This window comes from Macrococcus epidermidis (assembly GCF_003259695.1).
GTDB classification, from domain to species: domain Bacteria; phylum Bacillota; class Bacilli; order Staphylococcales; family Staphylococcaceae; genus Macrococcoides; species Macrococcoides epidermidis.
This window is the reverse complement of sequence record NZ_PZJH01000001.1, coordinates 164978-177966: the sequence shown is the minus strand read 5'-3', so window position 1 is coordinate 177966 and position 12989 is coordinate 164978. Positions and strand designations below refer to the sequence as shown.

Annotated in this window: 14 protein-coding genes; 5 read left to right on the top strand and 9 right to left on the bottom strand. The window is 33.5% G+C overall.

Annotated features, from left to right (window positions below; translation table 11 throughout):
- Window positions 1–21: 21 nt before the first annotated feature.
- Both BHU61_RS01040 and BHU61_RS01035 read right to left on the bottom strand, forming a co-directional pair.
- Window positions 22–2064 (bottom strand): Na+/H+ antiporter, encoded by a 2043-nt coding sequence (locus BHU61_RS01040; RefSeq protein ID WP_111714222.1) that lies wholly within the window; start codon window positions 2062–2064, stop codon window positions 22–24.
- Window positions 2065–2200: 136 nt separating this feature from the next.
- The gene (locus tag BHU61_RS01035; RefSeq protein WP_111714221.1) at window positions 2201–2674 is read right to left on the bottom strand and encodes a DinB family protein; all 474 of its coding nucleotides are present in this window, start codon (window positions 2672–2674) and stop codon (window positions 2201–2203) included.
- A gap of 285 nt (window positions 2675–2959) precedes the next feature.
- On the opposite strand from BHU61_RS01035, the gene rsgA reads away from it, so the two are divergent.
- The 5 genes from rsgA to BHU61_RS01010 all read left to right on the top strand — a co-directional run bounded on the left by rsgA (window position 2960) and on the right by BHU61_RS01010 (window position 6675).
- Window positions 2960–4051, top strand: coding sequence for a ribosome small subunit-dependent GTPase A (rsgA, locus tag BHU61_RS01030; protein ID WP_111714220.1), 1092 nt, complete (start codon window positions 2960–2962; stop codon window positions 4049–4051).
- Between the two features lie 236 nt (window positions 4052–4287).
- Window positions 4288–4611, top strand: a complete 324-nt coding sequence (locus BHU61_RS01025; protein ID WP_111714219.1) for a PadR family transcriptional regulator — start codon at window positions 4288–4290, stop codon at window positions 4609–4611.
- Window positions 4612–4616: 5 nt separating this feature from the next.
- Complete coding sequence (locus BHU61_RS01020; RefSeq protein WP_111714218.1) at window positions 4617–5282, top strand: DUF1129 family protein; 666 nt, start codon at window positions 4617–4619, stop codon at window positions 5280–5282.
- Between the two features lie 11 nt (window positions 5283–5293).
- Complete coding sequence (locus BHU61_RS01015; RefSeq protein WP_111714217.1) at window positions 5294–5959, top strand: DUF1129 family protein; 666 nt, start codon at window positions 5294–5296, stop codon at window positions 5957–5959.
- Between the two features lie 11 nt (window positions 5960–5970).
- Entirely contained in the window at window positions 5971–6675 is a 705-nt protein-coding gene (locus BHU61_RS01010; RefSeq protein ID WP_111714216.1) for a DUF1129 family protein, read from the top strand.
- A gap of 38 nt (window positions 6676–6713) precedes the next feature.
- On the opposite strand, the gene BHU61_RS01005 is transcribed toward BHU61_RS01010, so the two are convergent.
- The 7 genes from BHU61_RS01005 to trpS all read right to left on the bottom strand — a co-directional run bounded on the left by BHU61_RS01005 (window position 6714) and on the right by trpS (window position 12746).
- Window positions 6714–7196 carry a DUF456 domain-containing protein gene (locus tag BHU61_RS01005; RefSeq protein ID WP_111714215.1) on the bottom strand — a complete coding sequence of 161 codons (483 nt, stop codon included), beginning with the start codon at window positions 7194–7196 and terminating at the stop codon, window positions 6714–6716.
- Complete coding sequence (locus BHU61_RS01000) at window positions 7193–8395, bottom strand: sugar efflux transporter (protein ID WP_111714214.1); 1203 nt, start codon at window positions 8393–8395, stop codon at window positions 7193–7195. Before BHU61_RS01000 ends, BHU61_RS01005 begins: the two co-directional genes overlap by 4 nt.
- A gap of 86 nt (window positions 8396–8481) precedes the next feature.
- Window positions 8482–9261 carry a hypothetical protein gene (locus tag BHU61_RS00995; protein WP_111714213.1) on the bottom strand — a complete coding sequence of 260 codons (780 nt, stop codon included), beginning with the start codon at window positions 9259–9261 and terminating at the stop codon, window positions 8482–8484.
- Between the two features lie 44 nt (window positions 9262–9305).
- Window positions 9306–9962 (bottom strand): GTP pyrophosphokinase, encoded by a 657-nt coding sequence (locus tag BHU61_RS00990; protein WP_111714212.1) that lies wholly within the window; start codon window positions 9960–9962, stop codon window positions 9306–9308.
- Between the two features lie 73 nt (window positions 9963–10035).
- Entirely contained in the window at window positions 10036–10926 is an 891-nt protein-coding gene (locus tag BHU61_RS00985) for a LysR family transcriptional regulator (RefSeq protein WP_099580153.1), read from the bottom strand.
- A gap of 15 nt (window positions 10927–10941) precedes the next feature.
- Window positions 10942–11685, bottom strand: coding sequence for a TatD family hydrolase (locus BHU61_RS00980; RefSeq protein WP_111714211.1), 744 nt, complete (start codon window positions 11683–11685; stop codon window positions 10942–10944).
- Between the two features lie 62 nt (window positions 11686–11747).
- Complete coding sequence (gene trpS / locus BHU61_RS00975; RefSeq protein ID WP_170122421.1) at window positions 11748–12746, bottom strand: tryptophan--tRNA ligase; 999 nt, start codon at window positions 12744–12746, stop codon at window positions 11748–11750.
- Between the last annotated feature and the right edge of the window lie 243 nt (window positions 12747–12989).

Below are 12989 nucleotides of genomic sequence, written 5' to 3'. Positions count from 1 at the left end.
TTCGTATTCACTATTTCTATGTTAGTCATCCTCATATGTATCGAGCAACATCATTTCATCATAATTAATCGATTGTCTGAGTTCTACTGCTAAACTTGTCGTTATTTTTCCTCTAGCTAACAGACGGTTGACTAAATCTTTCTCAGCATTTAATACATCTAGTGCAAATAACGTTTCGTCATCTTCTAATGTCTCACTTGTTGCATTTCGTTTTAATTGATTCACCCTATTTAAATAATTATCTGATACTAATGCAATTTCCACACGATTGTCTAAAGTCATTTCTTCACTTAAACGCTGGACGACATTGTAATGAACACGCGCAGCGATCTTTTGAATTTCATATAAATTATTCTTTATCGACAAAGAACTTGCCTGATTAATACGATTTGCAAACTCTTTACGTTTGCGGTGCATTCTAAATAGAAACAGCATACGTCTAAAAAAGTTTGTGGAATGGAATATTTTCGAACGCTCAATATATTGAACATAGTTATTAAATGAACTTTGAGTAATTTCATTTGAATCAATCATCTCATCTAAAGTCTTCATTTCAACATTCATCGCAATCGCATGCAGGCGATCAATTTCTTTAGGACTATGATTTCTATCAGTTACTTCACTATAGAAACCAACCTGCATTGTATATTGTCTGATTAAATTTCCAGCTATCATACTATTTTCTTCAGTCGTATTGTCATGAATATATTTAATACCGTATTCTTTTAACTTAATACGTGCATCATTAAAGCTAAGCATTGATTCATCAACAGCTTCTTTAACTTTCGGCGTCAATATTGGCAGGAAGATTTGTGCGACTACTAAACTGATGACAATAACACCTGCTGCGATAAATAATAAATTATCTCTATAATTAAATACTTCTCCATTAACAATTTCTCGGGGAATCGTCAATGCGATGGCCATAGAGATCGTCCCATGTACACCACATACAGTTGCAATCAATGCATACTTAAAACGATTTGGTCGAACTTCTTTCTGATCAATATTCTCTCGTTTTAAGATACGCTCGAAACGACTTTCCCGAATATAGAACATATCATATAGGAAAAATACCCAGATAAATCTAAAGAAGTAGACAAGTAGTGCAATAATAAGCATATACATCACTGTTGAAAAGATATCTTCATTACCATGTTCAACTAAAGAAGTAGTCACTTCAGGTATTAAATAACCAAGTAACGTAAAGACGAATCCATTTAGTACAGTTGATAATAATCCCCACGTATTGTTATAACCCATCTGTAAACGCGTCGTTGCCTGACTCATCCTATCACGTTCGATACCGTGTACGATACCACCAATTACAGCCGCGATTACGCCTGACGCGTGAACTTGTTCCGCAATTACATAAATAATAAACGGTGTTAAAAGCTGAATTAAAATAAAGATATATTCATTAAAAAATCCTTTTCTGATTAAGAAAATTCTTAGCTGTACAAACAATAGACCGACAAATAGACCTATCAGTAAACCACCTACAGTTGCAATAAAAAACTGTGAGACAGATTCACTAACGCTGAATGCACCAGTTGTTAACGCGAGCAAAGCAATCTTAAAGCTTAAAATACCAGCAGCATCATTAAGTAATGACTCCCCTTCAAGTATCGTCATCAAACCTTTAGGCAGCTTCTTACCTTTAGCGATTGCCTGCACTGCTACAGCATCAGTAGGACAAATGATTGCAGCGAGTGCAAAACTTGCAGCGAGTGGCAGAAATGGCATCATCCAGTGGACAATATAACCTAATCCAATCACTGTTGTAAATACCAGTCCCATTGCCATTAAGATGATTGGCTTTAAATATTTTATAAAAGTTAATCTTGATACATGATAGCCTTCTAAAAATAATAGTGGTGCGATAATGCCCATTAAGAAAAGTTCCGGTTCAAATTCTACATGTAAAGGTACTGGTGTTAAGAATATTAGCATCCCGATAATGATTTGGATAAATGCTAACGGTACCTTCGGAAAATAGTAATTAACAATCGTAGAGACAATGATTGCAAATACAAGACTTAAAATAATAATAAAACTTTCCATTTGTCACCTCTATTTATCTTTAATGATAAATAATTATACCCCTAAACGAATCAATATCACATAAAAGTTTATCAAAATTAAAAAAAGTAAGTAGTCTACAATCAACTACCTACTTTTAAATTAATCTATTAGCAAATTATTGTGTATCACGAGATGGTCCGTAAATAGGAGGTACTCTTAAATCAGCTTGTCTCATTAATACTGTCATTTGACCTCTATGATGTGCCTGATGAGCAATCATAGAATAAAGCAGATGACCTTTCGGCATATTTTGACCGAAGAAATCAACATCTTCAATTAAACTTTCGTCTGTTAATGAAGCATCGTAAGCTGCTAATGTATTATTATATATTTCTTCTGCTGCACTTACCATTTCAGCAACCGTTTCTGGTTTAGCAGAATCAAATGTTGCACCTTCTACTTTTAAACCGGCACGTTCGGCAAAACCTCCGACACTTGAAATGACGTGCCATGCAATCTCACCTAAAGTACGATCTAATTCTGATACCGCTTGATCTAAAGACTCATCAGTTAACTCTTTTAAACACGCGATTGTCGTATTTGCTTCCATGCGATATTGATTAATAAAATCCTGTTTAATACGAAACATTGAAATGCCCCTTTCTTAGTAATACTTTTAATATACCCTCATTCCTAATGAAATACCATTAAAACGAAAGAACCACACATTATAATTATATAATTTGTAATATTGACACAATATAATAAATTAATATATGATATTAAAAAAGGAAGGAGTGATGTTTTATGGCGAAATTTAATCTGGTAAATGCTACATTTTATTTCGTCATGGACATTACTCGCTAATTTATTGCTCGTATACCCGTGACGAATAATCGCCACGGGTATTTTTATATATAAAAGGAGCAATATAATGGAAATTTTAACTCAATTAGGATATAACGAAGAACGAAAGAAACAAGCAAACGCTATCGATGAAAAATTACTTAAAGCACGAATAACTGTACAACATAAAGGGATGTATCGCGCACTCACTGAAAATGGCGAATACCTCGTTCAGCTCTCAGGTAGAGATAAATTTAGCAGTCGCAATCTTATAGAAGTACCGGCAGTCGGAGATTTTGTGTTAATTAAGCCATTTCCAAATGAATATAAAGGTATTATTCAACATATATTACCAAGAACACAACAATTCATCAGAAATGCTGCAGGCAATCAAACGAAACCACAAATAATCGCGACGAACATTGACTATGCATTCCTTACGATGAGCTGTAATGATAATTTTAACACTAATCGATTAGAACGTTATTTAATCGCAACATATGATTCAGGTGCAACACCAATTATCATTATGACAAAAGCTGATTTAATTACAGAACTAGATAAAGAAATTATGATTGCAGAATTGAGCAATGTAGCTCCTACAGTACCAGTATTTTTTGTGCGTCATGATAGTGATAATCATATAGAAACAATTAGAACTTATCTAAAAGAACATAAAACAGGCACTTTACTCGGTTCTAGTGGTGTAGGAAAATCTACGTTGATCAATCGATTATTAGGAAAAGACGTTATGGATACAGGCGAAATCAGATTAACTGATGATAAAGGAAAACATACGACGACTCATCGTGAACTCCTTGTACTAGATGATGGAGGAATATTAATCGATACACCAGGAATGCGCGAATTCCAGCTTTGGAGTACCGGTGAGAATTTAGGACTCGTAACTGAGTTTGAAGATGTTGAAAATCTAATAATACAATGTAAGTTCAATGACTGTACACATACGAATGAGCCAGGATGTGCGATAAATACGGCGATTGAATCTGGAGCATTAACTGAAGATCGATTTGAACGATATAATAAATATCTAAGAGAACTAGCTTTCATTGAACGACGAAATGATGAAGCGAAGATGAGTGCTGAACGTAATAAGTGGAAGAAGTTGACACAACAAGGTAAAGCAAATCGTAATGCGAAGATGGGAAAAAGAAAATAGTTGAATGAATTGGTGTGAGTGGGCTGAAAATGATGTTTTTAGCCCACTCACAGTTATTTTTAATAGAATTTTAACTTCGAGTGGGCTGAATACCATAAATTCAGCCCACTCGAATTATTTAAAACCATATTTGACATCTAAAACGAGAAGTTATATATTATAAATAAGCTACTTGGTAATACAAAGTAGCTTTTAAAAGATTAGCTATCTTGTATTACAAAATAGAGGTGAAACATATGAGTATGCGCACTCAATTATTGAAAGGACTACTCGATGCATGCGTTCTTTCGATTATTAAAGAAAAAGAAGTCTATGGTTATGAACTCTCACAGAAGTTACTTGATTCCGGACTTGGTAACATCAGTGAAGGTACAATCTATCCAGTTCTTCTTCGTTTACAAAAGAAAAATTTGATTACAAGTGAAATGCGTGCAAGTGATGTCGGACCGAAACGAAAATATTACTTTATTACGCCTGAGGGTGAAGAAGAACTTGAAAACATGGTCGAAGAATGGAATTCAATTGTCAAGCCAATAACGAATTTGATTAATAAGGAGTGAATGTCATGAGCAAACTAAATGAGATGGATATAATTTATCAAAGAAAATTAAAACAGCTCACCTTAAATAATAAAGAAGCATTCCTTAAAGTTAGGAATGAATTAAAAATGGACTTTAAGCTGCAAGAGCGTGAAGTTGATAATATCTTATCTGATATCCTAGATCATCTAATAGATGCACAAAATGATGGTGTAACTACACAAGAATTCTTTGGTAATGATACAAAACAATTCAGTAAAGACTTATTTGAAGAATTACCTAAAAATAAATTCACACATCCATTGTGGTATATCTTGTTTACGAGCACACTAACAATCGCTGCAATCTTAATACCCTTTGGATTCCTTAGCCAATTAAAGTATTGGATTACAGGCAGCTATGTTCCTGTAAACTATAATTTGTCTTTAATTTCAATATCACTATTCATAGTTTTATTAACGCTCGCTATCTTTATAACCATTCATTTAATGAAGAATAACACTTTCAGTTCAAATAGAGGAAAAACTTTAACGCTACCAATATATTTTTTAATGATATTTTTGCCAATTAGCATTTATTTATTTGGTTATGATAAAAACTTATCTGAACCTACTGGATATATCCTTGTCTTATTGGGCATTCCTTTTCTAATTACTTGTATATTTACTTATAAAAAGAAAATTTCCTATTAAGGAGGACTAAAATGACGAATTTAAATGAAATGAATATAAATTACATAAGAAAAGTGAATCAACTGAAACCTCATAACAGAAAAGCGTTTGATTATATCGCAAATAAGATTACGACAAAAGTAACACTTTCAGAAGATGAATCGGATGAATTATTATTAGAAATTTTAGATGATTTACTAGTTGCTCAAAGAAATGGTAAATCAGCAAATTCTTTTTTTGGTGAAGATTTAGATCAATTTGTTGATGATATTTCAATAGAATTACCTAAAAGATCTTTTAAATCAATTTTACTATTTGGTACATTTACATTTTCTATTATATTCAGTATATTATTTGTTATTTTCGGGTTTGCTGATTTTTTAAGTTGGATAAGTATCTCTCATCATATTAAAATTCCTGTACTTGCTGCTTTATTAATTGTTTTTGTTTTCTTAATCTTCAGCTTGCTAAGTATATTTTTAGACTCAAATGCACAAAATAGAACGAAGACTCAAAATATTATCCAAGCGTTATCTTTGTTTCTATCTTATTCAATCACATATTTTATTTTTAACTTTGTTAAACAAGGACCTTATTTTAGTTTTCCTTTTTATTTATCATTACCCTTGGCTATTGTCTTTATAGTTACAACTATCTATATCAAGAAGAAATATTTTCCGAAAAAACAATTCATTTAGGAGTGAGTGTCATGAAAACAAAAGATATTATCGAACAAAATAATTTAAAACGTGAAGAACTGACGCCGGAAAATTTAAAGGTTTATGAGCAGGTATTAATGTATTTACGCTGTGATTTATCGATTTCAGAGCGCGTTACAGAAGTGACTTTAATGGATTTATTAGATCACTTACTAGAAGCACAGATGCATGATGTAACGACCGAAGAATTCTTCGGCAATGATCCAGAACAATTTGCTAAAGATTTAGTTGCTGAGATTCCAAAAGAATCGAAGCGTAATATGTGGATGTTCGGTGCTTCAATGTTATTTCTACTATTTGCAATATTTAGAGGTATTTCAGGTATTGCTGATTTTATCACCGTTAATCTGTTACACAAAGACAATGCGATTTATCTCGGTAGTGAATTAACTGCTAATCTTATAACTTCACTTGTTATCGGTGCAATCATTTTCGGTATCTTCAAATATTTACAACTTAGCGCTTTTAAAGATGATGAAACAAGAGGACAAAAAATTACAATATTTTTTGTATTATGGATTGTGATGGTTATTCCATTCCTTGTTTCGATGTTCTTACCAGATTTAGTACACATCGGCCCAGTTGTTCATATCCCCTGGTATGTTAATATCAGCATTGGCGTAGCGTTTTACTTACTCTATAAGCTATTATTTAATGCTTCACGAAACGATAAGGAAGTTGCCTTTATGAAATAAAAAAATCATCCCAAAGTTTATGCTTTGGGATGATTTTTTTAAATGATGATATCAAATATAAACCATATAATCATAATAATTAAAATGATAAACTTAGCCAACGTGCTTGTAAGGAAGCCTAATAACGATCCAATACTTGCATCCATCGCACGTTTAAAATCTTGCTGAATCAGTAGTTCTACAATGAATACTGCAACAAACGGTATTATGATAATACCGAATGGTGGGAAGAAGAAGCTACCGAGTATAATCCCGATTGCTGCCGTAAGCTCCCCTGCTTTACTTCCGCCAAACTTCTTAACAAAGCGACTTCCTAATACATAATCACTTATTAAAATAATAATCGTAAGTGTTGCCATCGCTATCCAGAAGAACCATGATAGTTCATTATTGTTAATCGCGAAATGGTAGATAAAAAAGCCAACCCACATCATCAGTATACCAGGTATCATTGGCATCACTAATGCTACGAATGCTGATAAAAAAGCTAATATAACGAATGTCCATAGTATGAATGTCATGCTAAATCCTCCATCTTAACAGGTTTAGTGAATATTAATAAAACGAATGCAAGCAACATGAATGTTGCTGATACAAAGAAAACATTACCTAGCCCAACAAACCCACTCATAACGCCACCTAATAAATTACCAACTAATTGCCCGACAATCATCGCGTTTGAGAACAATGTAGATGCATAACCCGGGAAGTCTGGTAGAATATCCTGAAAATAACTTATCCCTAATCCAAGTAATATCGCAAGGAAGAACGCAAGCAATACCTGACCGATTAACATCGCTGTTACATTATCAAATACACCGATTGAGAAATAATAGGCACCACCAGAAACTGCACCAATCATCAATAATGTCCTTGTCTGAAATCTACTTGCAAGTACGCCAAGTATGATCATAAAAGGCACTTCAAGTCCCGCACATAAACTTGCGAGATAACCTACATTGGCTTCATCTTCTTTTATAAATTCTGTTACAAAAAGCGGCATATTTAATGTATACATCCATTGCCCTACATGTAAGAATACAAATGCTAGAAATGGAATCAATAAATACATATCTTTAGCTAAGTTTGGTGCAACGGGTTCAATTCTATTAGAATTGTAGACAACTTTCTCAGGTTTCACTTCGTGGAAAAAGATTAAGAATGAAATCAATACAATCCAGTAAATGATTACTGTTCCTCCAAAAATGCCCCCAAAACCGAAATGTTTAAGTAAGACCGTCCCTACTAATGGTCCAAACAAGAATCCAAAACTAAACATTGAACGTAAAACAGTGTTTGCAAATACTGCATTTTTACTTGAGGCAGAAGCATTGATACTCTCTCTTGCAGAAGCATACATTTGTGGCATCGCAGGAGCAGACATACCACCAAAGAATACATATAATGCAATAAAGAGGTAAGGATTAGAAACAAGATAATACATACTAAATGCAACTGATGCCATTGCTAAACTGAACATGATCATATACTTTCTGTTAAATCCTGCTCTATCAGAGAATCTAGCAACAATCGTATTTACACCAAATCCAGCAAGTGCAAATAATGCCATCATAACACCATACAGACCACGTGTCATACCCAGTTCTTGTGTCGCGTAAAGCACAAAGAATGGCACAGTAATCGCTAATGCCATACCAAGTAATGTCATATTAATAAGAAATAAGACATAATTTTTAATACTTAATAAATTTTTAAACATATATACACTTACTTTCTATTTATTATAACCACATATAATACTGTTATATTATAAAGCAAAAATATCATTTGTATAGTCACGTCTATTTATAACGTGATTAATACCGCTGCTTTATCATCATGCAATTTCACTCGTGGATAATGAATCTTCTCGATATCTTCTAATTCTTTCGTAATCATATATTCGAGCATGGCATCTAAGCCATCATGAATAAATTTCTGAACGAATTTCTGAAGACCAAGTCTTTCTATATCAAAGAAACCATCTGTTGTAATCAGGATATGTGATAAATTTGATAATTCAAATTGTCCACGATTATATGACTGATTGAAATTTACATCACCATTCATCACCGAATATCCACCTGGAATATTTGCTGTACTTTTAGCATTATCAATGGCTTCGATCATTTCTTTCGGCAATATATTTGATTCGTAAACACCAGGATATTTTTCCTGCCAGTACTTCACACGATCACTTTCATTCTTCTTACTATAATCAGGAACAATTTGAGATACTTTATTTTCTTTCGTAATTGTGTAGATAACACAGTCGGCTGAACTGGAATAATCGGCTATATTGTTATGAAGCTTTACAACAGCGTGGCAACACTGAAATCTATCTTTCGGATGATTAATAGCGATATTGAATGCTTCCATCTCTGTTTGGATGCTGGCATTTGCAAATTCAGTCGCATTATTTAAAGTAATGCTTTTATCAACTTGCTCAAACGTAGCTTTTACAGCATCCGTAGCACGTTTTCCAGGTGTGATATTATCAATCATAATACCTTTCAAACTTGTTACTCCGTCAATAACCCCATAAATATTTGCTGCTTCATTGATGACAACATCATCTTCATTCATTATTCCTACTCCTTGAGCCAGTACGGATGTTATCATGTTTACACCTACCCTAGTAGAATTGTATTTCGTACTTCAGTCATCTTACGATCAAGTTCTGCTGATGCATCTGCAACTTCTCTTAATTCTTTTCGGATTTCATCACTTAATTGTTTTGTATTATATTTATACTGTAACTTATGTTCAGTTGATGCGAAAAAGTCCATTGCGAGTGTTCTAATTTGAATTTCAGCAGGTATCCACTTCACACCTTCTGACAGTACAAGTTCAGTCTCCACTATAAGATGCAAACTTTTATAGCCACTTGGTTTTGGATTTTTAATGTAATCTTTTACACGTACAATCCTTAAGTCACTTCGTCCACTGAGAAGCTCGCATATTTTATAAACATCCTCTTCAAATGTCGTTACAATGCGTACACCAATAATATCGAATATATTTGCTCTGATATCATCTAGTGTAATAGGAATACCTTTACGATTTAATTTATCGCGTAAAGAAAGTGGTGCTTTTATTCGCGATTTAACATGTTCGAATGGTGAATAGCCATGTCGTGCCTGCCATTCAAGGTCAATAATTTCAATATCACTTGTAAGTTCTAGAAGCCCCATTTCATATTCTTTAAAGAAATATTGAAATTCTTCTGCCATTTTTACAAACTCAGTCTGTTCTTCAATTTTGCTAAATATTTGATTTACGTCCATATTTACTCCCTCTCTTCTAGACTAATATACCAAATTTACACAGAAAAAAGTACGAATACACATCGTATTCGCACTATATAATAGGTACATATTTCTTTATATCAAGATATTCAGCAGTTACTTCTTTCATCAATTCAATATAAGCACTCACTTGCGGTAAACTTAACATATCCGTTTCATAACAAAGATAAGTTTCACGCAGTAATGGATTATTTGCGACTTCTAACAGCTGAATTTCGAACTGATCATTATCTATGTCTTTCATAACGATTTCCGGCAATACGGTCATACCTACACCATTTAATAACAGTGATTTACAAGTAGAAATTTGATCAGTCTTTATTTGCGGAGCATATTCCTTATTAAATTGCTCTGTATACCAATGTTCAATTTCCTTTAAGTAAATGGGATCTGCCTGAAATTCAATCATCGGTAACTGATCAAGCTCATGTGCTTTGTTCTTAGGATAGATAAAGTAATGCTTTTCACTCATTAACAGTTCATTGTGCAAATTCATAATCTTGCTCCCACGTATTACCGACACATGAAAGTCATGACGATTGTTTGTAATGCGTGTAGATGAACCGACTTGCAGCTGTATCTTTACATTCGGATAACGTTCTACAAATCTTCCTAGAACTATCGGTAATATTGTATGTCCAATCAAAGAAGATACACCTATTGAAAGCTTACCGTTGACCACACCGTCAGAAGAATGAATCATCTCCTTTAGATTCGTTTCTTCTTTTAACATCTTTCTGGCATGCTGAATAATCATTTCTCCATTTGTCGTAACAATTAATTTCTTTTTCGTACGAATAAAGATTTCAGTACCCCACTCTGTTTCAATAGATTTAAGACGTTGACTCACTGCAGGCTGTGATATATATAATGTGTCTGCTGCTTTACGTAACGTCTCTTCATCAGCAAGCGCAACGAGTAATCTGTAATCATCAATTTTCATATACAATCCTCAATTCTAAAGATTATAAAATCGAATCGTATTCTCTTCTATTGTCAGGTTAACAGTTTCAGTATCGATTGATTTTATATGTCCAATTTCTTCTATTATAGCAGATAACTGAGCATGAATGTGATGCGCCTCAAAACCATCATGGGGCCATGGACCATCCGTTTCAATCATTAATCTTTCAAGCGGGAAAGAAGTGACAACTTTACGTGTCTTTGGATTCCACAATACATCAGGTGTAATGCTCACCATATAATCTGTAGCTAATAATCGATCGATTACAGCATCACTCGCTTTAAACCAGTGAAAGTGCGCTTTTTCAATTGCATGTTTATGCAGTAAGTCTAGCATTACAAGTGCATCATCGTACACAGCATGCAGTACGATCGGTAAACGATATTGTTTCGCTTTAATAATAAATTGTTCGAATACTTCTATATAAGGTTGTATATTTAACTTTGGCTGTTCTCGTTTTAAATATTGAGGTAAACCTACCTCTCCGATAGCAGTTAATTGATTATGATGATTATCGATTAGGGATAATATCTTATCGATTTCAGTGTGGTTTAGCCTTTGTTCAGGATGAAATCCGAGCGCGATATTAACTTTTGGATAATCGACTAAATCGAGTAACTTTTGAGAACCATGATAATCCATGGCAACAGCAATCAAACCATTAATCGCTTCGTTTTGAAGTATATGTTGCTGCTTAGATTCAGAATATTTATCTAAATGAATATGTGCGTCGTACATATTAGTGTTCTCCTTTTAGCAATGATGTGTCCAATATCACCTACTTATTGGACACTTCTAATTCAATAATTCAACATTTTATCTTTCAGTTGGCCAACTTTCTTTTGAGCTTGTTCACACACGATTACTTTATTATTCTCTAATATTGTATCAATATATTTATAGTCATCCAATAATTCGAAATATCTCTCACGTTTGTCTTTCAATTCGTTATTAATCACTTCAAATAATGTCTTCTTCAAATTTCCATAGCCAACGCCCGCTTCAAATTGTCGCTTTACCTCAATCATTTCACTTTTATCCAGGAATGCTTCGAATAAAGTGTAAACAATTGAGTTATCTGTTGGGATTGATTCTCCTAATGGAATAGAATCTGTTTTAATCTTCATAATGTTTTTATATAATTCTTTTTCGGTCGAAAATAGCGGTATCGTATTTCCATAACTCTTACTCATTTTACGACCATCATTTCCTGGTAATAACATTGTCGTTTCGTCCACTTGAGCAATCGGTAACTTAAATATATCGCCATATTGGTGATTGATACTTTGTGCAATATCTCGTGTTATCTCAATATGCTGTATTTGATCTTTACCAACTGGCACAATATCAGTATCCATTATCAATATATCCGAAGCCATTAATACCGGATAATTAAACAGCCCCATATTTATATTTTTATCAGAATCAAAATTGTTTCCAATATTTTCTTGTACTTTAGCTTTGTAGGCATGTGCACGATTAAGCAGTCCTTTAGCTGTTTCATTCATTAAATAAAACGTCATTTCAGTAATTTGGGGTATATCAGATTGTTTATAGAAAAGACATCTATCTGTATCTAAACCTAACGCAATAAATGCTGCTGCTATTTTATGAGACAATGTATTGATTGCCCCTTCTTTACGAATCTGATCATTGTTTAAAGCATGTATATCTGCGATAAAATACGCATAACGATTTGCTGTATCCTGAGATAAATCGATAGCCGGTTTAATAGCACCTAAATAATTACCTAAATGCAACTCTCCAGTTGGTTTAATACCTGTAAGTATCGTTTTCATAATCATCACTCCTATTTTTTTATAAAAAAGAGACCCGTCCCTGAATAAGGACGAGTCTCTCGCTTTACCACCTAATCGCTACTATCATAACGTACATGTTGTATCGGTCATGTTTCCGACTGGTATATGTGTTAACCAGTATTCAAACGATGAGCCCATTCACTTTTAACTTATACATGTTTCCACCAGCCACATGCTCTCTATCATAAGTCAATAAGTTACTCTTCTCATCTGAAGAAATTC